This is a genomic window from Pseudoalteromonas rubra, from assembly GCF_004212645.1.
In the GTDB taxonomy this organism is placed as follows: Bacteria; Pseudomonadota; Gammaproteobacteria; order Enterobacterales; family Alteromonadaceae; genus Pseudoalteromonas; species Pseudoalteromonas rubra_G.
On record NZ_PPUZ01000054.1, the window covers coordinates 1 to 23654 of the forward strand.

Genomic DNA, 23654 nt, shown 5'->3' on the forward strand with positions numbered 1-23654 from the left:
GTTGTTCTAAATGAGAAATTTTTAACGCTGTTAGCGTCATATTTGCTCCGTCAAATTGAACAGGTATTAAGTGAAATTGGTATTAAAGCTTGCTGGTACAACTAAACTGTAGACAAAAAAAGGAGCCTCAGGCTCCTTTTTGCGATAAAACCAGATCGTTACTCCGATGCAGCTTTATCCTGACTGTTGTTTTCGTAAATCAAAATTGGGTCAGATTCACCTTTAATCACGGTTTCATCCACCACAACTTTGCTCACGTCTTCAATCGACGGCAATTCATACATGGTATCCAACAGGACACCTTCTACGATAGAACGTAGCCCGCGCGCACCAGTTTTTCTGTCCATCGCTTTACGGGCAATGGCTTTAAGCGCATCTTCACGAAACTCCAGCTCAACCCCTTCCATCTTGAACAATGCACCATATTGCTTGGTCAACGCATTTTTAGGCTCATTCAAGATTTGGATCAGCGCGTCTTCGTCCAGTTCAGTAAGCGTCGCCACGACTGGCAGACGTCCGATAAACTCAGGGATCAGACCGTACTTGACCAGATCTTCTGGCTCAACATCTTTGAACGTCTCACTCAGTGAACGCTCGCTGTCTGAGGTTTTTACCTGAGCACCAAAACCGATACCTGTGTTGGTATGGCTGCGCTGCTCAATCACCTTATCCAGACCCGCAAATGCACCGCCACAGATAAACAGGATCTTTGATGTATCAACCTGCAAAAACTCTTGCTGAGGATGCTTGCGCCCGCCTTGTGGCGGCACCGAGGCAACGGTTCCTTCAATGAGTTTTAACAGTGCTTGCTGAACACCTTCACCCGAAACGTCACGCGTGATGGACGGGTTATCAGACTTACGTGAAATCTTATCGATTTCATCGATATAAACAATGCCACGCTGTGCTTTTTCAACGTCGTAGTCGCACTTCTGCAAGAGCTTCTGGATAATATTTTCAACATCTTCACCCACATAACCAGCTTCGGTTAGCGTGGTGGCATCAGCCATAGTGAAAGGCACATCCAGTAAGCGCGCCAGTGTTTCGGCAAGGAGTGTTTTACCACTACCTGTTGGACCGATCAGCAGGATATTGCTCTTACCCAGTTCAACATCGCCTTTCAGACCCTGATTTTTCAGTCGCTTGTAGTGGTTATACACAGCAACCGAAAGCACTTTCTTTGCGTGCTCCTGGCCAATCACATAGTCATCAAGGTGATTGCGGATCTCTCTTGGTACCGGCAATTTATCAGACGAATCATGTTGCGGCGCTATATCCTTGATTTCTTCTCTAATGATGTCGTTACACAGTTCGACGCATTCATCACAAATGTACACTGATGGACCAGCGATCAACTTGCGTACTTCATGTTGGCTCTTACCACAAAATGAGCAGTATAAGAGCTTACTATTCTTGTCGCCGTCTGTAGGAGTGTCTGACATTCAGCTACCTCTTAAATTTGGACAGTTATCTTTTGCGATAACATAATACATATTTTAACTATACCAAAGAATTTTGCCTTTAGCATAGCCGGGCCAACAGCATTTATCTAACGGTGTTCAGAAATACGCCAGCCCGAAACAGATTACTTGATGTTTCTGCTGCTATGAACGGCATCTACCAGACCGTATTCTACGGCTTGCTCGGCGTTCATAAAGTTGTCACGATCCGTGTCGTTGGCGACTACATCATAAGGCTGGCCAGTATGCTCAGCCAATAGACGATTCAATTTCTCTTTGATCGTCAGGATCTCTTTGGCGTGGATCTCAAAGTCTGACGCCTGGCCCTGGAATCCACCCAGCGGTTGGTGGATCATCACACGAGAATTTGGCAAACAGTAGCGTTTGCCTTTGGCACCGCCTGAAAGTAGGAAAGCCCCCATGCTGGCAGCCTGGCCAACGCACACAGTGCTCACATCAGGCTTGATAAAGTTCATTGTATCGTAAATCGACATACCTGCAGTCACTGAGCCACCCGGCGAGTTGATGTACAGATAAATGTCTTTTTCAGGGCTTTCTGATTCCAAGAAAAGCAGCTGAGCAACGATCAGGTTTGCCATGTGGTCCTCAACCTGACCAGTCAAAAAGATAATGCGCTCTTTGAGCAAGCGAGAATAAATGTCATACGAACGCTCGCCTTTCGCTGTTTGCTCAACAACCATAGGGACTAACGCGTTTAGAGGATCAAACATACCGTCATTCATTTTATAGATTCCTTATAAACAGGGAAGTGCACTGCAAAACCTGGCAACTTGTCAGTCTCAATACACAGGACAAGCACGATTTGTTTACTCGAGATGCAACAAGTTTATAGGCATAAGTTTATACAAAAGGTGCTGATAAACAAAAGTATACGCCGAACCGTGCTACTTTGAGAAAACAAAAATGGCTCGCAGCACTGCAAAACACAGAGCAATACGAGCCATTTAAACGTTAGCTTAACAGTAAGTCAATGATTTCGTCTTTGACGATATCAAAAGGGCTTACTGAGCCGCCTGTTGTGGGTTCATGATGTCGTCGAAAGACTTCTCAACATCAGCAACCTGAGCTGCAGCCAGAATCGCATCTACTGCTTGCTCTTCCATTGCAACGTTACGCATTTGCTGCATAAGCTGATCGTTGCCTTTGTAGTAAGCAACTACTTCGCTTGGATCTTCGTAAGCAGAAGCAACAGTTTCGATTAGTTCTTCAACTTTTGCGTCATCTACTTTGATGTCGTTCGCTTTGATTACTTCGCCTAGCAGAAGACCCGTTTTAACGCGTGTTACTGCTTGCTCATGGAACAGCTCAGCTGGTAGCTCTGGCATGTTCTTAGCATCGCCACCGAAACGCTGTGCAGCTTGCTGACGTAGCGCGTCGATTTCTTGGTCGATAAGAGCTTTAGGTACTTCAACTTCGTTAGTTTCTAGAAGACCTTTAATCGCTTGATCTTTGATCTGAGCTTTAACAGCCTGACCAAGTTCACGCGTCATGTTTTTCTTCACTTCTTCTTTCAGTGCGTCAACGCCGCCTTCAGCAACACCAAACTTAGTTGCAAATTCGTCAGTCAGCTCAGGCAGCTCCTGAACTTCAACTTTCTTCACAGTGATCTTGAACTGTGCAGCTTTACCCTTCAGGTTTTCGGCGTGGTATTCTTCAGGGAAAGTCACGTCAGCAACAACTTCTTCGCCTGCTTTCTTACCGATGATGCCATCTTCGAAACCTGGGATCATACGACCCTGACCTAGCTCAAGAGGGAAATCTTCCGCTTTACCACCTTCGAACTCTTCACCTTCAACAGTGCCAAGGAAGTCGATAGTTACACGATCTTTCTCACCTGCAGCAGCGTCGCTTTCAGTCCAGCTTGCGTGTTGCTTGCGCAGAGTTTCCAGCATGTTCGCCAGGTCATCTTCTGTTACGTCAACCACTGGCTTCTCAACTGAGATCTTTTCAAGATCTTTCAGTTCAACTTCAGGGTAAACTTCAAAAGTTGCATCGAACTCCAGGTCCTTGCCTGACTCCAGAGATTTAGGAGCAAACGTAGGCGCGCCAGCTGGGTTGATCTTTTCAGAAACAATTGCTTCGATGTAGTTGCGTTGCATCAGCTCACCCGCAACTTCCTGCATTACCGCAGCACCGTAGCGCTTTTTGATAACAGACACTGGTACTTTACCCGGACGGAAGCCGTCGATACGCTGTGTTTTAGCCAGTTGTTGTAAGCGTTTTTTTACTTCAGTCTCAACGTTCTCAGCTGGAACTGTGATAGTCAGACGGCGCTCAAGACCTTGAGTCGTCTCAACAGAAACTTGCATGATATAACCTCAATTTTCATTTTTGGCGACAACGCGCCTTCCTTACAAACAAGTCGACTTTTTATCAGACCAGATGACAGCAGAGTATCATATCCGCTCAATCTCGATTAAGCAGATCACCGTTAAAAACATCCCTACATTTGATGTTTAAGAATCAGTGCTGATCCCCGTCAGACTTGCTGCCTGCCCAGACAGGGCGCTATGTTAAATAATAGACGCGGCATTATAACCTATAAAACGGGAGAGTCGAGCAATCGCAGCAAATAATTGATGTTGCTTAGGACAAAATTAAGGAGATAAAACAGATTCTGAAATATAAAAGTGAGGAAGAGATGGTCGGCGATGCAGGATTTGAACCTGCGACCCCTTGGACCCAAACCAAGTGCGCTACCAAGCTGCGCTAATCGCCGAATATATCAATTTTGAAAGTGGTCGGCGATGCAGGATTTGAACCTGCGACCCCTTGGACCCAAACCAAGTGCGCTACCAAGCTGCGCTAATCGCCGAACATATAGGTTTTGTAGATGGGGCGACTGACGAGGCTTGAACTCGCGACAACCGGAATCACAATCCGGGGCTCTACCAACTGAGCTACAGCCGCCACTACAAATGTGGATTTTAAAATGGCGCACCCGGAAGGATTCGAACCTTCGACCGACGGCTTAGAAGGCCGTTGCTCTATCCAACTGAGCTACGGGCGCGGCGCAAAGAATGCTTCTTCGTGCATACCACCAACTTTCGTTGATTACTTTCTTTATAAAAAAGAAAGTGGTCGGCGATGCAGGATTTGAACCTGCGACCCCTTGGACCCAAACCAAGTGCGCTACCAAGCTGCGCTAATCGCCGATGTTTGTTATTTTCAGAGTTTCTCTTGCGAGCCCCTCGTTGACAACGGGGTGCATAATAGTGATTTGACCGGATGAGGTCAAACATTTTTTTTAGAAAACATGTCAACTGACTATTTTTACTGCAAAACGTTTAATTAATATAACAAAACGATTGGTTTTCCAGCAATTTCTTCAGATTTAGTGGTAATAAAAGCGCCTGGTGACGGATCCGGCTTGGCTATTTAGGGGATTTTTGCGAAAATAGCGGCGGCTTTTTGAGTTTTGTCTTACTCAGCCTCAGTGCAAATTTCAACGACTCATATGCCATTAATAAATAGAGTACCCCCTTTAAAACACTCTATAATCGTTCAAGTAATTAACCCTTAAATTTAAAGGTCAGTCATGACGGCAAACATCATCGACGGTAAAGTTATTGCGAAACAAGTTCGCAGTACCGTAGCCAACCGCGTTGCAGCGCGGATCAATCAGGGGCTCAGAGCACCAGGACTAGCAGTTGTACTTGTTGGTCAGGACCCCGCCAGCCAGGTATATGTCGGCTCAAAGCGTAAAGCGTGTGAAGAAGTCGGCTTCGTATCTAAGTCATATGATCTACCGGCTGACACAAGTGAGGCGCAATTGCTGGAGTTGGTGGACACGCTCAATCAGGATCCAAGCGTTGACGGTATCCTGGTGCAGTTACCTTTACCAGACGGGCTCGATGCAGAGAAAGTGCTGGAACGTATCCACCCGCACAAAGATGTTGATGGTTTCCACCCTTATAACGTCGGACGACTGGCACAACGTATGCCAGCACTGCGTCCGTGTACACCCAAAGGGATCATTACCTTACTCGATTCAACCGGCGTCAGGTATAAAGGTATGCATGCCGTTGTTGTGGGTGCCTCCAATATAGTTGGTCGTCCCATGTCACTTGAGTTGTTGCTGGCAGGCTGTACGACGACCGTTTGTCACAAATTTACCCAAGATCTTGAAGCGCATGTGCGTCGCGCCGATCTGCTGGTCGTTGCAGTCGGTAAACCAGAATTCATTCCGGGTGACTGGATCAAAGAAGGTGCCATGGTCATCGATGTCGGCATTAACCGGCTAGAATCTGGCAAACTGGTCGGCGATGTACAATATGAGGTTGCCGAGCAACGTGCCAGCTTTATCACGCCAGTACCCGGCGGCGTCGGGCCAATGACCGTCGCAAGCCTGATTGAGAACACACTCGAAGCTTGCGAAAACTACCACAGCTAATGTCTTCATAGCAGGTGCACGCCGCACCTGCTTCCCTCACCTACCCCTTCTCAATTTCAAACAAAATCTGGCATATTCTAAAATATGGGCTAGTATTGAGCGGCTATTGCTATCATATAAAGGATCATGATGACAGCGTTCACCCAACCGCACCTAAAAACCTATTCTCTGCACTGTTATGCGCCGGGCACATTGAGTGATGCTGATAAGCTTAGACTAGGGCAGTTTCGCAGCACAATATGGCGCGAACAAGGACAAACCGTCCGTCACTGTGCAACGCCCGACTCCTGGCTTGAGCACGCAGATAATGAGGCATATATCTGGCTGGCAGAACATCAGGGGGATATTATCGCAACAGCCAGAATGAACCTGTGTACGGATCTGGCCCATTTACCGGAGCAGCAACTTTATCAGCCTCTGAGCAACCAGTTAACCACCCCACTGGCCACTTGGGGACGACTTGCTGTTGCTGCACAGTGGCGAAGCCAAGGGTTGGCTACTCAGCTCATTGAGGCGCGCTTGCTACTGGCTAACCAGTTGGGCTGTCGATATATTGTGTTAGATTGTCCGGTTTCACGGGTTGCAGCGATGCAGACACACCACTTTACTGTATTATTACCACCTCAGCCGGGTATTTTGTTTCCCGACATGCAATTTGTCGTCATGGGCTGCAAGCTTTAATTCTTCAGCCAGATTTACCCGGGCGGGTTCAGGGAGCTGACAATAAAGCTGTGAGGGTGTAAGTCTGAAAAAGTAATCACATCACCAAGACTAAGTACGGTGTCAACATCAGGTGATATCTTGACCCGGTTTACAAATACGCCGTTTTTGCTTGTGTCTCTGAGCGCCCATAGCTCCCCTGTCCAGATAATCACTGCGTGGTGACGTGAAATTTCAATCCCGAACACCTGCGTGTCGACCTCGCCATGCGCACGACCAAAACGATGATGGGGTTTGAGAGGGATGTGATCATTGGTTTGTGCTAATAAAAGATGTGCCATGCCTGTGCCTATCTGAGTGTCCTGACTTCGAAATTTGCAACAGTGCGCATCCCGGGAAGAAGAAATACACCACTGCTGGGCATGAGATTGTAATCGTTACTTAATAATGATGACATTACGCCACCTTACACTTCACAATGCTTACGGTAATAACGCTGTAAACCGATCCAATACTGGCATCTGAACAGATATTATCTAAAGTTAAAATAAGATTTCCCTCTGGAAATACAGCCGTGTCAGAAGCAGTTAAGGCAAATCAATGCAGGAGCCTGCATCGCGAGTATTCTGGTTATATGCAGCTGGTACGCTTGCTGGTGTTATTTAGCATTATTACGAGTAGTATTGTGCGTGCAGCAAGCCCGATACCTGTCACAATTTTGGCTGACGACAGCTACCCACCCTACTCATATGTTCAAGATGGTAAACTGGTCGGCATTTATCCTACGCTCATTTTAGAAGCCGCGAAGCTCATCAAAGAAGAATACCAGGTTGAGTTACGCCCTATTCCCTGGAAAAGAGGTGTTGCAGCGCTCGAGCAGGGCGAAGCGTTTGCACTGATGCCACCTTATATCCATCTTGATACACGCCCCTATATCTGGCCTTATTCGGTTGCACTAAAACAAGAAGAAGTTGTGGCGTTTTGCAACCCCGGCATCACTTTACAAAATATCACCCAACGTGACAGCGAGCTGGCGCCAATCAATATCGGATTGAACGCAGGATTTTTGATCCTCGACGATGCGCTCAAAGAGGCAAGAAAAACCGGACGTATTATTGTCTGGGAAAACAAGAATACCCGCGCCAACATCATCAAACTGTATAAAAAGAGAGTGGACTGCTACATCAACGACAGGCTCTCGACCTTAATTGGGATTAGCGATCTGCAAGACCAATTGCCCGGCTTAAGTGCACAATCATTTGTTGAAGATCGTATAGTACTGAGCCGCAGCGCTCATATTGGCTACCTGAAAGGCTACGAAGGAAAGTACCCGTACAAAGCTGACTTTATCGCAAAAATGGATGAGGCCTTAAATACGGTTTTACAAAAAGCGACCCACCCCTGATTAAATCAAATTATACAAAAAAGGCAGCGAAGGCTGCCTTGATATCTCTGTTCTAATGCTTACCCAGCAACAACCTGCCAGTCGATGCTGGCACCGGCTTTGATTGGTACAACCTGAGTATCGCCTAGCGGATAAGACTCAGGCACTTGCCAGCTGCTTTTTTCCAGAGTGATGGTATCGGTATTGCGAGGTAATCCGTAAAAATCCGCACCAAAGTGACTGGCAAAGCCTTCAAGCTTATCCAGTGCGCCAGCTTCTTCAAACGCCTCCGCATATAGCTCGATGGCGGCATGGGCGGTGTAAGCACCGGCACAACCACAGGCGGCTTCTTTTTTATCTTTCGCATGAGGTGCCGAGTCAGTGCCCAGGAAGAACTTTTTACTACCGCTGGTTGCCGCTCTCAGCAATGCCTGCTGATGGGTATTACGCTTGAGAATTGGCAGGCAGTAATAATGAGGACGAATGCCACCGGCCAACATGTGATTGCGGTTATATAGTAGGTGATGCGCAGTGATTGTTGCAGCAACATTGTCTGGTGCTGATTCAACGAACTCAACGGCATCTTGCGTGGTAATGTGCTCAAGCACGATTTTCAGCTTAGGAAACGCATCGACGACTTTTCTGAGCTTAGTATCGATAAACACCTTTTCACGGTCGAAAATATCTATCGAAGAATCAGTCACCTCACCGTGCACCAGTAACAGCATACCGACTTCCTGCATCACTTCCAGGATCGGGTAGATATTTTCAATATCGGTTACGCCGGAGTCAGAGTTGGTGGTTGCGCCCGCAGGATATAACTTTGCAGCGACAATATGGCCACTGGCCTGCGCCGCACGGATCTCTTCAGCACTGGTGTTGTCGGTCAAATACAATACCATCAAAGGCTCAAATTGTCCGTTTGGCTTTGCAGCAAGAATTCGCTCACGATATGCCAGTGCACTTTGCGTACAAGTGGCCGGTGGCACCAGGTTAGGCATGATGATGGCCCGCCCCATATAGCGACTGATATCGCGTACTGTATCAACGAGTACCGCGCCATCGCGAAGATGCACATGCCAATCGTCCGGACGAGTGATTGTTAAGGTCTGTTTACTTGTCATTGCTCTTTCCCACTACTGAATTTGCCCGATCATAGGCTGAGCCAGCTAGTTAGTAAAGTTTTTAAGCCCAATCAGCCTAAAGCTTGTACCCGAATATGTAGTAAAAGTGTCATCAGGTTTACAGCCAATAGCAATTTAATTGCAACATTGACTGTAACGCATCATTTAAGAGCGTTAACATAGTAGAAGATTAAGTAATCAGGCCTGTGTCATGCCAATACTGTCAGAAGCAAAACTAGAATCAAAAACCGAACAGTTAAGCATCATTAACCAATTTTCATCATCATTACTGCAAATCACACACCTAGATGAACTCTTTGAGTATGTTACCAGCCAGGTTGTGAGCAAGCTGGGGTTCGTGGATTGCGTTATTTATCTTAGCGATCCAGCTGGCCAGTTTCTCGATGTGGTCGCCAGTATGGGTGTGGCACATAAAGACATCAGTCACCAGGTAAGCCAACAGAAGATCCCCATCGCAGCGGGGATCACAGGGCATGTTGCGCGGACCAAACAACCGTTTATTTCTGGCAACGTGGCACTGGAACCTATGTACATTGCCGATGCCCGGCCAGCGCTCTCAGAGCTGTGCGTGCCATTGGTATATGAAAATACCCTACTGGGCGTAATTGACTGTGAGCACCCGGAGGCGGATTACTTCACTCAGGCGCATTTGCAGATCCTCTCTACGGTGGCACATTTACTCAGCGCCAAAATCCATCAGGTTCGTACTTTGGATCACCTGAAGGCAACGGTAGAGCAACTACACCAGGCACAACAACTGGAAACGTGCCTGTTAAAAATCGCCAATATCACCTATCAGTCACGTAATCTGGAGGCATTTTATGATGAGCTTTACAGCATCATCTGCTCGCAGCTCCCGGCGGAAAACTGCTTTATTGGGCTGTACGATACCCAGCAGGATGTCCTGGAGATTGATTACCTGATAGAGGCAGGGGTTAAATGTAGCGCGCACCAGAAAGTCTCCAAAGAGCAAATAAAGCACACAGCGTCCTATTATATTATCAAACAACAGCAACCTTTATTGTGCGACCACCAGCAATTTCTGACCCATATTAAAAAACAAAACTTCAAAATGGTTGGCCGCTCGCCTCGCTCATGGCTTGGTGTACCCTTCGTTGTTAACGATCAATATCAAGGCGTGGTGGTGCTGCAAAGCTACGACAACGATCGGGCTTTTAGTCAGCATCATAAGGCTATTTTGACCTACATCAGCCGCCAGCTTAGTATGGCCATAGACAGACGCCTTGCCCGTCAGGCACTGGAGCACCGGGCTCTGCATGACGACCTGACAGGCCTGGCAAACCGCTATCTGATGCTGGAGCGCATTAAACACGCTATTTTATCTTTGGGCAGAAGTCAGCCTGAGCGCCAACACTGCCTGCTGTATCTTGATCTGGACCGATTCAAAAGCATTAATGACGCGCTGGGGCATGATGTTGGCGACCATTTTTTGGTGGCCATTGTTGGGCTTATTAAAGCCAGTATCCGCAAAACAGATACCTTTGCACGTCTGGGCGGCGATGAGTTCGCCATTTTTATGGAGAACATTAGCGACAAGCATCAAGTGGAACTGGCACTGGAACGGATCACTGGTGCCATTGCCAAGCCCATTCAAATCGATGGCCATTTGTTACAGGCCTCCAGTAGCATCGGGGTTGCGTTTACCTCCAGCGACTCAGACAGTGCCATTACCCTGCTTCAGCAAGCAGATGCCGCCATGTATGAAGCCAAATCCGCTGGACGCAGCCAGATCCGGTACTTCAACAATGAAATGCGTAAAAAACTCAAGCAACAAGCCGACATAGAAAACGACTTACAAAACGGCATTAAAAATGGTGAGTTTGAGCTGTATTATCAACCAATTTTTTCGCTAGCTCAGTCTAGGGTAGTCAGTTTTGAATCCCTGGTACGCTGGCATCACCCCAAAAATGGCCTGGTCACGCCGGATGACTTTATTCCTATCGCCGAGCAAACAGGTCAGATCATAGAGCTTGATTTGCATTTGCTTGAGCTGGCTGCACAACAAATTGCTCACTGGCAGGATGCCGGGGCTGGGAATGTCTGCCTGACAGTAAATGTGTCATCACGCCACTTTGCCAGCCTGGAGTTTGTAGAGCAGATAGCCTCTTTGTATCGCAACTATGGCTTAAGCCAGGGCGCGCTCAGCCTTGAAATTACAGAATCGGGTCTGATTGAAAACCTCAACCTGGCCACTAAAGTTATCAACGGCTTGTCTCCTTACGGTGTAAAACTCTATCTGGATGATTTTGGCACCGGCTATTCTGCCCTGGGATACCTGCATCAGCTACCCATTCACGTACTAAAAATCGATAAGAGTTTTATAAGCCAGTTAACAGACGAGGAAAACCCGCTGGTTGATGCCATTTTATCGCTGGCAAAATCCTTGGATCTGGAAGTGGTCGCCGAAGGCATAGAAACCTCGCAGCAGTTGCAATTGCTCAGCTCCAAAGCGTGTCAGTATGGACAAGGCTTTTTCGTTTCTCGACCACTTAAAGCTGCACAGGCGATGGAATTTTTACAAACGGAGCAAGTTAAATTCGCCACAGCCCACAAAGAGGCATAACCCAACCAGATTAAAGCGCATTGGCTTGCTCAGCTCTGTGCGCTAGCCTTACACCTTCAGCCTTTTTCTTCTGCAAACCAGCTCAGAGCTAGCGACGCAATCAACTTAGTGTGCTTAGTCACTGTGCTCTCGATCCACCTGCACAGCTGAGCAACCCGCTCTGCACCCAGGCTGCTTTGCGATCCGCATTGGATCTGTTTGTTCCCTGTATCGTTCTCAACGTGGTTAAGATAACCAGAAGCGATAACAGAACTCAATTTTCCCTCTGAAGCCCCTTAATCACAACTTGAGTAAAATTAAATTGTAATTTTTTTAAAAAAAGTCAAATAAAGAATGACAACGCTGTCAAAAATAGTGCTATAGTAATTTTGTAAATATTTAGTCAATCGCTGCTGGATTTGTAGACGTCTAGACGTTGAATAGCTAAGGTTCACAGCGTAATATGGGTGTAATCTGAGTTTTACTCACGTTTAGAATGAGATTTGTTGATGATGATAGATATAAAGCACTTAAAAACCATAGCGACCCTGAAAGAAACCGGATCACTGGTCAACACGGCGCGTGAGTTATTCCTAACTCAGTCAGCACTCTCTCACCAAATCAAAGATCTGGAAAATAAACTAGATTGCCAGTTATTCGAGCGCAAGACTCAGCCCGTGCGATTTACACCCCAGGGCATGTTGCTGTTGGAACTGGCCAACGATGTATTACCCAAAGTTGAAGCAACCAAGTGTCGCCTCAAGGAAAGCCTGAATCAGCCCATCTCACAACTGCGGCTCAGTGTTGAGTGCCATGCCTGTTTCCACTGGTTACTGCCGACTATCAAAGAATTCAATAATTTCTGGCCTGACATCAAAGTCGATTATGAACGCGGCTTTAGCTACGACGCTATTCCGGAGTTGCTCAGTGATGAACTCGACCTGGTCCTGACCTCTGATATTCGCGAGCCAGAGCAGGTTGAGTATGCCCACATCTTTGACTTTAAACTGAAACTGATTGTCGCGCCGGATCACGAGCTGGCTAAAAAAGCCTACGTTACGGCACTTGATCTCAAAGACGAAACCATCATTTCTTATCCAATCCCGAAAGAGCGTCAGGATATATTTAAACATTTTATTCAAAACGCCCGCTTTGATGGCACATTGAAAACGGTTGATCAGGGGCTATTGATTTTTCAGTTAGTCAGTGCCGGCATGGGAGTGGCTGCGCTGCCTGACTGGCTGGTTACGCCCTACGAGAGCCAGGGACTAATTAAATCCATCCCTCTGGGTGCGCTTGGTTTAAGCCGCCCTATGTATCTGGCAATGAAAAAGAATATGAAAGACAATCCGGTGTACCGGCACTTTCTGAACACCTGCAAGCAATCTGTCGCACGTTAAGTTACAAACCTGCTGATTTACATGACGCAATTGCCTGGCAATAGGGGTAAACTAAGCGCAAACTAAGTAAACGGATAACTTGTGATGTTTGAAATAAAAAAGGTAATTGGCTCACTGTTGATGCCCTTACCGGTGACGTTGCTATTACTTGCTCTCTGCTTATTGTTTATTGCAAAAACAAACCGTAAATCCTACCTGATGAGCTGGCTACTCGTGTTAGGTCTGTGGGCTGTCAGCACTCCTTTTGTTGCTGACAAATTGATCACTCCAACAGAGGCGAAGTTAAAGCCATTCGTAGTGAACAAACATAAAGATATGGACTATGTCGTCGTGCTTGGGTGTGGCCTGAGCTCAGCCCCCCGACTAACGGCCAACCTACAACTCTCGGGATGTGCCCTGTCTCGCCTCACCGAGGGGCTCAGATTACTGCAACACTACCCGGCAGCTCAGCTGATTGTTTCTGGTGCCGGATATGGCAAAACGACCAGTAGTGCTCTGATGGCTGATACCGCAATCTCACTGGGCGTACCGGCAACTAAGATAATCCAAAATTCTCACGCCCGGGACACGGCTGACGAAGCTTTGCTACTCGCAACCAGGCTGGTTGACAGTAAAGTAGCATTGGTTACCTCTGCCAGCCATATGGCACGCGCACAAGATTTGTTTTCTGCTCAGGGCATAGATACCGTTGCGGCACCTGTACAATTCTATAGCTTTGCAGGCTCGCCGGGCTACCAACGCTTTATTGCCAGTGCATCCGTTTTAAAAGCGGTAACGACCTATGCGCATGAGGCACTGGGACAGCAGTGGATTTGGTTGCGCCGTATGATCGACCCGCAAGCACTATAGTACCCATTTCACTTAATACTTGTTCAATTTTAAGGAGCAAACAGGTCGCTAACTGTGTTAAAAACTTCCCATTTGGAACAACTAAATATCGAAGTTTTTGCCTCGTCATCGGCCTTATTTTCTCGCCGAAAAATAGAGCGCTTAATTAAGCAAAATTGGTATAAACTCGCCCAAAAGTTGCACTCAGTACGCTCAATCAGGTACTGATTTGCGATGAATCAGAGCTTAAAAGCGCAAAAAATTGAAAAATACCTCAAAAATAGGTATAAATATCGTTTAATCTTAACCTGCGTATCCGCGTATAACACGACTGGGATTTACGATGAGTAAACTAGATAAAACTGAAGTTTTAAGTGCATTTGAAGCCGCATATGAAGCCACCCACGGCAAAAAGCCAGAGATCACCACTAAGCCTGGCTGGTACAGCATTGACGGTGGTAAAAATATGCGTCTGGCAGATGTAGCAGCTTTGACCGAAGAGCTAACTTCAGGAACAGCCGCGACAGAACAACCTGCGCCAAAGAAAAAAGCAGCGAAGAAAGCAGCCGCGCCAGCTGTTAAAAAAGCAGCGCCATTTACGGTTGTTAAAGCCAATGACGATGGCTATACCGCAGAAGAAGCTTGGATCATAGAGCTGGCCGAAAAGGATCATGACTGCCGCCTGCCGCGTGGCGTTGTCTAATTGCCTTTTATATGAGTCGGCACTCGCTGACTCATACACCTCCCAAAATATCGCAAATACAACCACCTACTATTAAAAACTTTGCCAATCTTTGACACTTTCGGCTATGCTTCTGGGCAATAAACAACCAACTGAGCCTACACAGTCATGCACTTACTCTATCGTTGCTACCACTTTGTTCTAAAATCGATAGTCAGATTTATCGGCATCCCGGAACCGCACTTATACCAAGGCACCCAGGGGCTGAGTGATGCTATTGCAGATCTGTGTTTACCTGATGACGCTCAGGTTCTGGTAGTAACAGATAAGGTGCTCAATGAGCGTGAGATAATCAATCCCGTACTCACAGCGCTTTGCGCGCAAAACCTATGTCCCGTAGTCTATGATCAGGTGCAGCCTAACCCGACAATCAAGAACATCGAACAGGGATACCAGGTTTACACGCAGCACCACTGTGTGGCAATCGTGAGTGTCGGTGGTGGTTCAGTACTGGATGCAGCAAAATTAATCGGTGCGCGTGTCGTCAGGCCAACACGCCCAGTAGAGACGTTCTCTGGACTGTTTAAGGTGCTTAAGACACTGCCACCAAACATTGCGATACCAACGACAGCCGGCACAGGCTCAGAGACCACGGTCGCAGCGGTATTTAACGACGAAAAGCAGGGTAAAAAGCTTGCGGCTGCAGACTTTTGCCTGGTGCCACAACGTGCAGTGTTGCTCAGTCAGCTTACCACCTCGCTGCCAGGCGGGATCACAGCAACCACGGCCATCGATGCCCTGACACATGCCATTGAAGCCATCTTAAGCATCAACGCCACCAAGCTTACTAATGACAAAGCACTCGAAGCTTGTTCGCTGATATTTGCTCACTTACCCACGGCCTACCATAATGGTCAGGACCAAAAAGCGAGGGACAAACTGCTCTATGCCTCCTTTCTCGCCGGACAGGCGTTCACCCGAACCTCCGTGGGTTATGTTCATGCCATTTCGCATCAGCTTACGGCCAAGTACGGCACCCCGCACGGTCTGGCCAACGCCGTTTTGCTATTACCTGTTTTGCACTGGTACGGCAGCAGGATACACCGTCAGTTAGCAATGATTGCCCGCCACTGCAGCCTGACCTCACTGGATTACCCCGTCGAACAACAAGCGCAGGACCTTATTGCCCATATTACCCAGCTACTGGCACAGCTAAATATTCAAACTCAACTCACTGAGGTACTGAGTGACGACATTCAAACTCTGGCAACTATGGCACTCGATGAGGCACACCCCGATTACCCGGTGCCCCACTTTATGGCACTACCGGATTGCCAGAACATACTGACACAGATCCGGGCTTGCTCTTCATGACTCACGTGCAGGTATTGGTATTATATTGAAACTGCTGACGGGTCACAGTCCCCCAGTATGGATCTACGTAGGTATCCTCAGTCACCTGCGTTATGCCAGCTGTCGCAATGGCTCGGCGCCAGAATTGCGTTGCATATTCAGCACCTGCTATCTGTTTAATGGTCCAAAACCCGGGCAATTTATCCCAAATAGTCCGGGCAAATTGGGCACCCAGCCCCGCTTTACGATAACGTGGCACAACGTAAAACTCGCACACCTCAAACTCACTTTCTCCATGCCGCGCTATCGCCGCCAACCCAATCGGCGTTTCACTGTCATACCAGAGATAACTTGTCACGTTGCCTTCTAACAAAGTATCCAGTGCAAACAAGCCATCAGCCCCTGGACTTTTATCAGTCAGAACAGAAAACTCGGCTTCATAAGCCTGTGCCAGATTGAGATAAACAGGCAGATTGTTGGCATCAACGGGGATAAGCATGAGGTACTTCCATTATTGAGTAATACACAAAAATAAGTGTACTACTCAATTAAGGAGGCAATATGCAAATAACTCTGGCAGACAAAAAGTGACTGAGATTAGAGGTATGGTACACCTGCCTCATCGCTTTCCACTATGTCCTGCTCCAGTAATGCATCAGCACGCCACTTTTGTATCGCCGGGCAGGCAAGTACTTTTTTCATATACGCTTTTTCCAAAGGGCCTAACTCAATACCATAGGTAATAAAACGCATCACAACAGGTGCAAACATCGCGTCAACAATGCTCCAGTTGCCAAATAACCAGCCTTCCTGAGCGCCAAACTCTGTCAACTGTTGACGCCAGATCTGAGCAATCCGCGCTATGTCTTTTTGGGCAGCTGGGGATAATTCTACCCGCCGCTGTGCTCTGATATTCATTGGCATTTCTGCCCTGAGTGCCAAAAAGCCACTGTGCATTTGCGCACTCAACGCCCGCGCTCTGGCTCGTAATTTAGGGCAGCAAGGCCAAGCCTGTCCGCAAAGATAAGCTTCATTGATATATTCACAGATAGCCAAAGATTCCCAGACGACCAAATCTCCGTCCACAAGCAAGGGGACTTTCTGCGTTGGGCTAAGCTCAGACAAGGCTTGGTAGAAGGCAGGGGTTTCTAACTTGAGTGCCACCTCTTCAAAATTTAGTTTATATTTTTCAATAAGTAGCCAAGCTCTCAGCGACCAGGTGGAGTAATTTTTATTCCCGATATAGAGTTTCATAGTGCGCCTTAATTCAGTGGTACATTTCTAGTTAGCACTACTTTAGGTTGCTTTATCAACTCAAACCAGCGGATAATTCTGATATCAAACATCAACATTTCTTATAGATATGGATATAGACTCTCTGCGTAGTTTCATCGCCTGTGTTGAAAATGGCAGTTTTACCCGGGCTGCCAGCCAACTGTATCGCACTCAATCAGCCATCAGCATGCAGATGAAAAAGCTCCAGCAGGAAGTAGGCAGGCCCTTGTTTGAAAAGTCCGGGCGAAAGTTACACCTGACTCAGGATGGACACACTTTAATGCGCTACGCCCGACAGCTGGTGCGGTTACACGATGACACGCTGTCCCATATGCGGCGTAATGAGGGAACAACCTTACTCAGGCTTGGCTGTCCGGACGATTACGCCGATGCAATTTTGCCCAGGCTCGTAAGCCAACTACATCGACACTGGCCAAACCTGGAACTGGACATTCACTGTATGTCCAGCAACCGGATCAAAGATGCGCTGGACCGGGGCGAATTAGATTTAGCTGTGATCACCCGCAGTCCGGATTCTGAGGAAGGGGTATTACTCTATCATGATCAAGGCGTCTGGGTTGGCAGCTTCAAACCCGATCCCAGTTTGTCACTGGCCATATTCCAGCGAGACTGTCGTTTCCATCAGGCCGCCATCGAAGGATTAATGAAACAGGAGCGGCCATTCAAAGTAATCGCTAACTGCGGGAGTGCTTCAGCTTTGCGCGCTCTGGTTAAAGCGGGCTTGGCAGTGGGTGCTCTGGCGAAAAGTAGCGCACGGGGCCTGCCAATAATCAGTCTCTCAGATTTACCCGCCCTGCCGGCTATCGAAATTGTGCTGATCCGCAGTAACGCCGCTGCTAACCCGATTAGAGAAGAGGACTTGCGCGCTATCTGTGATGCTATCGGCAATGCCAGCAACCTCCCTGACTGAGCATATTCATAGTTGCTTACAGCCACTCTACATGCGCTTACATTTTATGACACGCCTCAAACAGACTCTCACAAGGCGTCTGCATACACTTGTCGGCAAGTTAATCAAACGGAATGACGGCAATGAAAACTTTCTCTCTCCTCTCACTTGTTTTTGCAGTTTCAGCTTCTTTTGCAACTCAGGCTGCTCAGCATAACGAGCAGCACCGCATAGGTGCTCAGCTATTTGGTGGCGACGCTTCTTACAAAAGCTCAAGCAAAGACGGCGACGGTGTGACACATGTGTATTTTTACTACAACTATCAGTACGACTCTACCTGGGCGCTGGAAGTTGCCTACAACACAGGTATGGAAGCTGATGAATGGGAATGTAAAGATGACAGCGATGATAAGTTCACCTGTACACGCAACGACAAAGCGCTGTTCGAGCTCGGTGCGAATGAGCTAGATTACGATAACTTCGTGCTGGCAGTTAAGGGCCAGTATCAGCTGTCGGATAGCAACTACCTGTACGCCAAACTTGGCGCTCACTACTATGACTACGAGATTGGCTACAAAGGCAAAACCATGGTTGAAGAAGATGGCGTTAGTTTCCTGACGGAAGCGGGCTGGCAGTATGACTGGGACAATGGCATGTCACTTAATGCCAGTATTCAATACATGGATATGGGTGATCTGGACACGACCAACTTCGGTTTAGGCGTAAGCTATCGCTTCTAATTCAGATAATAAAAAGCGCAGCCAGTGGCTGCGCTTTTATTGTGTAGCATTAACTCTTTAACAATTGCTGCTGCAATAGATGTACCTCATCCCGAATAGCTGCCGCCTTTTCAAACTCTAACTCTCGGGCATATTGCATCATCTGCGCCTCAAGCTGTTTTATCTGCTCGGTCAGTTCAGTCACACTTTGATTCTGCTTAGCAGCCGATGGCTTTCTCGCCGCTTTCGATGCCGCTGCTGCCTGTTCAGCCGATACTTCCTCGCCCAGGTCCATCACATCGGTGATCTTCTTAACCAGAGCCTGCGGTTTCAGGCCATGCTTCTCATTGTAGGCGTGCTGAATAGCCCGGCGTCGCTCCGTTTCATCAATGGCCTTTCGCATAGATTTAGTGATCACATCACCATACAGAATGGCTTTACCATTGATGTGTCGGGCAGCCCGGCCAATGGTCTGGATCAATGAACGGGTCGAGCGTAAAAAGCCTTCCTTATCCGCATCCAAAATAGCAACCAGAGACACTTCGGGCATATCGAGTCCTTCACGTAACAGGTTAATGCCGACTAACACGTCAAACACCCCTTTGCGCAAATCGCGGATAATTTCCATCCGCTCCACAGTATCAATATCCGAATGTAGATAGCGTACCCGGACATCATGATCATTGAGGTAATCGGTCAGGTCTTCTGCCATGCGTTTCGTCAGCGTGGTCACCAGCACCCGCTCCTGCAGCTCAACCCGGCGGTAGATTTCAGACAGCAAGTCGTCGACCTGAGTGGCAACGGGGCGTACTTCCAGCTCAGGGTCAAGCAGCCCTGTCGGGCGAATAACCTGCTCGGCGACCTCGCCACTCGAGCGCTCTAATTCATAGTCGCCTGGCGTAGCTGACACATAGATGGTTTGCGGCGCAATCGCTTCAAACTCTTCAAATTTCAAGGGCCGGTTGTCCATCGCAGACGGTAATCGGAAACCATATTCCACCAGGTTTTCTTTACGGCTTCGGTCGCCCTTGTACATAGCGCCGATTTGCGACACAGTCACGTGAGATTCATCTATGATCATCAGCGCATCATCGGGCAAGTAATCCAGTAATGTTGGCGGCGGCTCGCCCGGTGCACGACCTGACAAATAACGGCTATAGTTTTCAATGCCCGAGCAATAACCCAGCTCGGTCATCATTTCAATGTCGTATTGCGTGCGCTGCGCCACCCGCTGCTCTTCGACCAGGCGGTTGTCGGCCAGTAACTTGTTGCGGCGCTCTTTGAGTTCCAGCTTGATGTTTTCTATCGCGTCGAGGATTTTTTCGCGCGGCGTAACATAGTGAGTTTTGGGGTAAATAGTGGCACGCACCAAATGCTTTTCGACCGCGCCGGTCAGGGGATCAAACATACTAATGCGCTCGATTTCTTCATCGAACATTTCCACCCGAATAGCATAAGTGTCCGATTCCGCCGGGAAGATGTCGATCACTTCTCCCCTCACCCGGTAGGTACCGCGACTAAAGTCCATGTCATTTCGGGTATATTGCAGTTCAGCCAGGCGCCTGAGCATGGCCCGCTGCTCCATGGTTTCACCCACTTTGAGCAACAGCATCATCTTCATGTAAGAGTCGGGGTCGCCCAGACCATAAATGGCAGATACAGACGCAACTATGATGGTATCCCTACGCTCCAGCAAAGCCTTTGTCGCAGACAAACGCATCTGCTCAATATGCTCATTGATTGAGGCGTCTTTTTCAATGAAGGTGTCGCTGGCAACCACATAGGCTTCGGGTTGATAATAATCATAGTAAGAAACAAAATACTCCACCGCGTTATTGGGGAAAAACTCTTTCATCTCTCCGTATAACTGTGCAGCCAGCGTTTTATTGTGCGCCATGATAATGGTTGGCCGATTTAACGTATGAATAATATTGGCCATGGTAAAGGTTTTACCTGTACCGGTGGCGCCCAGTAAGGTCTGATGCGCCAGACCGGCTTCCAGCCCATCACACAATTGTGCGATAGCCGTGGGCTGATCGCCACTGGGTGAAAACTCGGACACCAGGTCAAAGACATCACTCATACCGTTTTCTCCTGTGATTGAGGTTGACTTACTTGCATCGCACCCAAAGTGCTCATAAACCATTTATACGCCAACATTGCTGTGAACAGATTACCAATTGCGGCGCCAATAAACAGCCCATGAATGCCTGCAATGTGAGACCCCAGATAAGCACAAGGGACGTAAAACACGAACAAGCGCACAACGCTTAAAACCAAAGCCCGCATCGGCTTGTGTAACGCATTAAAGGATGAGTTGGTAAGAATGATCACTCCTTGCAAACCATAACTCAGTGGCAAGGTATAAATGAATAGCTTAATAATGTCGACCACCTGAGGCTCATCGCCAAATGCCACACTGATCCAATGCGATGCCGCAATAAGCACAATATAGATACCGAACTGCCATGCCATTACAAACTTCAGTGTTGTGCGGTATGCATCTTCAACTCGCTGATACTTCTGCGCACCGAAGTTTTGACTTACAAAGGGCGGTAAGGTCATAGATAACGCCAACACTACCAGGCTGGCAATCGATTCGATACGGCTGCCCACTCCAAACGCCGCCACAGCTTCAGCGCCATAGGTTGCAATAATCGCGGTCATCACCGCCATCGCGATTGGCGTAAGCATATTCGCCCCGGCAGCAGGCAAGCCTATCTTCAATATTTTACTGGTCGCCTGAACAATACTTTGCTGCGGACTCGACACCTGTAGTAAGCGCTTCTTTACTGCTAACAAGTATAAAATAAACACCACACCGACGCTCCAGGCAATGACACTGGCTATCGCCGCGCCTTTCACCCCCAGCTCAGGAAAGGGTCCATAGCCAAAAATAAGTAAGGGATCCAAAATGGCATTAATAAGCCCACCCAATCCCATGATCAGGCTTGGCGTTTTGGTGTCGCCACTGGCTCTGAGGATAGAGTTACCTATCATCGGCATAATCAAAAACACGGCACCTGCAAACCAGATAGAAATATAGTCATAGATATACGGCATGGTCTGCGGACCGGCACCCAACAAAGTAAAAATAGGCTCAATCAATGCGTAACCCGCAGCGGACAAGATAGCCACCATCAGGGCAGAAACCAGCAAAGCGACAAATCCATCAAACTTTGCTTCTTCCATCTTATTAGCACCCAGTGCTTTTGCGATAACCGCCGACGTGCCAATACCAAGGCCAATTGCCAGGCTGATCACCGTAAAAGTAACAGGAAAGGTAAAACTGACCGCAGCCAGTGGCTCGGTACCGAGCAAACTAATAAAGAAGGTATCGACTAAGTTAAAACTCATCAGCGTGATCATGCCAAAAATCATGGGCACGGTCATACGCCTGAGCGTAGCCACTATGGACCCATTGAGAATATCACTGCCGGTATTTGATTGACGAACTGCAGACATAGATTGCTTTACCTCATTTGGAAGCGAGTATTCTAAAGGATCACTCTCTATGATGCACTTAATTAAACACCCAGAGTGTAACCCTAACAGGTGCACATCACAGCGCTTTGTGCTGATTTAGACTTACTTGCGTTTTCTCGCCATGACACATATCGCACAAAACATGCGCAAACTCAGCTTCTCGTGCTATCCAGGCCCTGACACGGCGTTAAAAATTGTTTTATTGGGGTATTTCACGCCAACTCAAACATATTTAGGAAAAAGTCGGTTTTTTATCGTACTGCAAGCTGAACCGGGTTACTTTTTGCACATTATTGGTGCTCATGCGAAATAAATTCGTCATATTGGTCATTTCTCTTTCCAGTATGGTGCAGTTTTAGTAACCAATTGAAAATTAAGAACTAATTATTTTTCATCAAAATACTTGCATCGTCGCTATGCCCCGGAATATATGGCTTCGTAGCACTTTTTAAAGTTTAATAAACAATGTTATCCACAGATTCGGTGGATAACTTATCTCAGCCTTTAAAAATAAAGGCCTAGACTAAGATCCACACAAAGGATCTCGTTATTGGCGCTGATCCTTCATCCGCCAAGCAGGGATCAGACTACAATTCACAGCCTGATCTTGTGTTGCTAGACCAATATTAGAATATTGCAAATTTGGGGTAATGGAGCCAAAACCATGGTAACCATTTGATAAAAAAGAAATTACCATATTAACTAACATATATATGCAATAAATCTGTATATATTGAGTAATTATTGTGCAATAAATTCCAATTACACTGGATTGTTATTCGATCTGCACAGGGATCTTTCTCGGATCGCACAGCAGAATCATGATTGATCACAGAGAAAGTGCAAAAAAGCCACGCTTCGAACAAAAATAAGACATAAGCACTAAAAAATATACATTTCGCGACTTAGTCAGATCCGCCCAACACACATTCTAGTTAATAGTCTTCACCCCAGAGGCCCCAAAAGTCAGCTAAAAAAGGGGCAAATCGCGCATTAATTCAACGAACGAACCGCTTTTTTACAATTCAATGATTTTTATTGTTGACACCTTGCCAAGCGGTCATTAATATTTCGCCCCGTTGAGAGACATGCTTCCCCCTTAGCTCAGTTGGTTAGAGCGACGGACTGTTAATCCGCAGGTCCCCCGTTCGAGTCGGGGAGGGGGAGCCAATCTTTCAATGATAAACGATTCCCCCTTAGCTCAGTTGGTTAGAGCGACGGACTGTTAATCCGCAGGTCCCCCGTTCGAGTCGGGGAGGGGGAGCCAATTTTCTGGCTTATCGTTTTACTCAAGAAGTTCCCCCTTAGCTCAGTTGGTTAGAGCGACGGACTGTTAATCCGCAGGTCCCCCGTTCGAGTCGGGGAGGGGGAGCCA

Annotated in this window: 20 protein-coding genes and 8 tRNA genes; 13 read left to right on the plus strand and 15 right to left on the minus strand. The window is 47.5% G+C overall.

Annotation, left to right across the window (positions count from 1 at the left end; genetic code table 11):
- Positions 1-158: 158 nt before the first annotated feature.
- From clpX to C3B51_RS18490, 8 genes are all read right to left on the minus strand, one after another.
- Positions 159-1442 carry an ATP-dependent protease ATP-binding subunit ClpX gene (gene clpX / locus C3B51_RS18455; protein ID WP_125721983.1) on the minus strand — a complete coding sequence of 428 codons (1284 nt, stop codon included), beginning with the start codon at positions 1440-1442 and terminating at the stop codon, positions 159-161.
- A gap of 143 nt (positions 1443-1585) precedes the next feature.
- On the minus strand, positions 1586-2203 hold the full coding sequence (gene clpP / locus C3B51_RS18460; protein ID WP_046003459.1) for an ATP-dependent Clp endopeptidase proteolytic subunit ClpP: 618 nt from the start codon (positions 2201-2203) through the stop codon (positions 1586-1588).
- A 279-nt stretch (positions 2204-2482) separates the two neighbouring features.
- Positions 2483-3790 carry a trigger factor gene (gene tig, locus C3B51_RS18465; RefSeq protein ID WP_125721981.1) on the minus strand — a complete coding sequence of 436 codons (1308 nt, stop codon included), beginning with the start codon at positions 3788-3790 and terminating at the stop codon, positions 2483-2485.
- 333 nt (positions 3791-4123) lie between these two features.
- Positions 4124-4200, minus strand: a tRNA-Pro gene (locus C3B51_RS18470).
- A 19-nt stretch (positions 4201-4219) separates the two neighbouring features.
- Positions 4220-4296: transfer RNA gene (locus tag C3B51_RS18475), tRNA-Pro, on the minus strand.
- 19 nt (positions 4297-4315) lie between these two features.
- A tRNA-His gene (locus C3B51_RS18480) sits at positions 4316-4391 on the minus strand.
- 23 nt (positions 4392-4414) lie between these two features.
- A tRNA-Arg gene (locus C3B51_RS18485) sits at positions 4415-4491 on the minus strand.
- A gap of 68 nt (positions 4492-4559) precedes the next feature.
- A tRNA-Pro gene (locus C3B51_RS18490) sits at positions 4560-4636 on the minus strand.
- 383 nt (positions 4637-5019) lie between these two features.
- Here C3B51_RS18490 and folD point away from each other — a divergent pair.
- A complete protein-coding gene (gene folD / locus C3B51_RS18495; protein WP_125721886.1) occupies positions 5020-5874 on the plus strand; it encodes a bifunctional methylenetetrahydrofolate dehydrogenase/methenyltetrahydrofolate cyclohydrolase FolD in 855 nt (284 codons plus the stop codon).
- 129 nt (positions 5875-6003) lie between these two features.
- Positions 6004-6555: a GNAT family N-acetyltransferase gene (locus C3B51_RS18500; RefSeq protein ID WP_165389195.1), complete on the plus strand. Its 552-nt coding sequence runs from the start codon at positions 6004-6006 to the stop codon at positions 6553-6555.
- A 14-nt stretch (positions 6556-6569) separates the two neighbouring features.
- Here the strand turns inward: C3B51_RS18500 and C3B51_RS18505 are convergent, their stop codons facing one another.
- The gene (locus C3B51_RS18505; protein WP_130245997.1) at positions 6570-6875 is read right to left on the minus strand and encodes an FHA domain-containing protein; all 306 of its coding nucleotides are present in this window, start codon (positions 6873-6875) and stop codon (positions 6570-6572) included.
- Between the two features lie 233 nt (positions 6876-7108).
- Between C3B51_RS18505 and C3B51_RS18510 the strand changes: the two genes are divergently transcribed.
- A complete protein-coding gene (locus C3B51_RS18510) occupies positions 7109-7939 on the plus strand; it encodes a substrate-binding periplasmic protein (protein ID WP_240701928.1) in 831 nt (276 codons plus the stop codon).
- A gap of 59 nt (positions 7940-7998) precedes the next feature.
- Here C3B51_RS18510 and pyrC read toward each other — a convergent pair whose 3' ends face one another.
- On the minus strand, positions 7999-9042 hold the full coding sequence (gene pyrC / locus C3B51_RS18515; RefSeq protein ID WP_125721880.1) for a dihydroorotase: 1044 nt from the start codon (positions 9040-9042) through the stop codon (positions 7999-8001).
- A gap of 211 nt (positions 9043-9253) precedes the next feature.
- Between pyrC and C3B51_RS18520 the strand changes: the two genes are divergently transcribed.
- A complete protein-coding gene (locus C3B51_RS18520) occupies positions 9254-11647 on the plus strand; it encodes an EAL domain-containing protein (RefSeq protein WP_206076653.1) in 2394 nt (797 codons plus the stop codon).
- Between the two features lie 56 nt (positions 11648-11703).
- Here the strand turns inward: C3B51_RS18520 and C3B51_RS18525 are convergent, their stop codons facing one another.
- Positions 11704-11904, minus strand: a complete 201-nt coding sequence (locus tag C3B51_RS18525) for a hypothetical protein (protein ID WP_130245998.1) — start codon at positions 11902-11904, stop codon at positions 11704-11706.
- Between the two features lie 234 nt (positions 11905-12138).
- On the opposite strand from C3B51_RS18525, the gene C3B51_RS18530 reads away from it, so the two are divergent.
- The 4 genes from C3B51_RS18530 (at position 12139) to C3B51_RS18550 (ending at position 15910) form a co-directional block, all read left to right on the plus strand.
- Positions 12139-13026 (plus strand): LysR family transcriptional regulator, encoded by an 888-nt coding sequence (locus C3B51_RS18530; RefSeq protein WP_125721890.1) that lies wholly within the window; start codon positions 12139-12141, stop codon positions 13024-13026.
- A gap of 84 nt (positions 13027-13110) precedes the next feature.
- Entirely contained in the window at positions 13111-13875 is a 765-nt protein-coding gene (locus C3B51_RS18535; RefSeq protein WP_125721876.1) for a YdcF family protein, read from the plus strand.
- A 322-nt stretch (positions 13876-14197) separates the two neighbouring features.
- Entirely contained in the window at positions 14198-14557 is a 360-nt protein-coding gene (locus C3B51_RS18545) for a hypothetical protein (RefSeq protein ID WP_125721874.1), read from the plus strand.
- Between the two features lie 147 nt (positions 14558-14704).
- Positions 14705-15910 (plus strand): iron-containing alcohol dehydrogenase, encoded by a 1206-nt coding sequence (locus C3B51_RS18550; RefSeq protein ID WP_125721872.1) that lies wholly within the window; start codon positions 14705-14707, stop codon positions 15908-15910.
- A gap of 1 nt (position 15911) precedes the next feature.
- Here the strand turns inward: C3B51_RS18550 and C3B51_RS18555 are convergent, their stop codons facing one another.
- Both C3B51_RS18555 and C3B51_RS18560 read right to left on the minus strand, forming a co-directional pair.
- Positions 15912-16388, minus strand: a complete 477-nt coding sequence (locus C3B51_RS18555) for a GNAT family N-acetyltransferase (protein WP_130245999.1) — start codon at positions 16386-16388, stop codon at positions 15912-15914.
- Positions 16389-16486: 98 nt separating this feature from the next.
- On the minus strand, positions 16487-17143 hold the full coding sequence (locus tag C3B51_RS18560) for a glutathione S-transferase family protein (RefSeq protein WP_130246000.1): 657 nt from the start codon (positions 17141-17143) through the stop codon (positions 16487-16489).
- 109 nt (positions 17144-17252) lie between these two features.
- Here C3B51_RS18560 and C3B51_RS18565 point away from each other — a divergent pair, with 109 nt between their 5' ends.
- Together C3B51_RS18565 and C3B51_RS18570 are read left to right on the plus strand one after the other, a co-directional pair.
- The gene (locus C3B51_RS18565; protein ID WP_165389196.1) at positions 17253-18095 is read left to right on the plus strand and encodes a LysR family transcriptional regulator; all 843 of its coding nucleotides are present in this window, start codon (positions 17253-17255) and stop codon (positions 18093-18095) included.
- Positions 18096-18217: 122 nt separating this feature from the next.
- Positions 18218-18814, plus strand: coding sequence for a porin family protein (locus C3B51_RS18570; RefSeq protein WP_130246002.1), 597 nt, complete (start codon positions 18218-18220; stop codon positions 18812-18814).
- Positions 18815-18863: 49 nt separating this feature from the next.
- Here C3B51_RS18570 and uvrB read toward each other — a convergent pair whose 3' ends face one another.
- Complete coding sequence (gene uvrB / locus C3B51_RS18575) at positions 18864-20876, minus strand: excinuclease ABC subunit UvrB (protein ID WP_130246003.1); 2013 nt, start codon at positions 20874-20876, stop codon at positions 18864-18866.
- On the minus strand, positions 20873-22258 hold the full coding sequence (locus C3B51_RS18580) for an MATE family efflux transporter (RefSeq protein ID WP_130246004.1): 1386 nt from the start codon (positions 22256-22258) through the stop codon (positions 20873-20875). The genes uvrB and C3B51_RS18580 overlap by 4 nt, the downstream gene beginning before the upstream one ends.
- Before the next feature lie 1114 nt (positions 22259-23372).
- Between C3B51_RS18580 and C3B51_RS18585 the strand changes: the two genes are divergently transcribed.
- The 3 genes from C3B51_RS18585 to C3B51_RS18595 all read left to right on the plus strand — a co-directional run bounded on the left by C3B51_RS18585 (position 23373) and on the right by C3B51_RS18595 (position 23654).
- A tRNA-Asn gene (locus C3B51_RS18585) sits at positions 23373-23449 on the plus strand.
- A 20-nt stretch (positions 23450-23469) separates the two neighbouring features.
- Positions 23470-23546 (plus strand) — tRNA-Asn (locus tag C3B51_RS18590).
- 31 nt (positions 23547-23577) lie between these two features.
- Positions 23578-23654 (plus strand) — tRNA-Asn (locus C3B51_RS18595).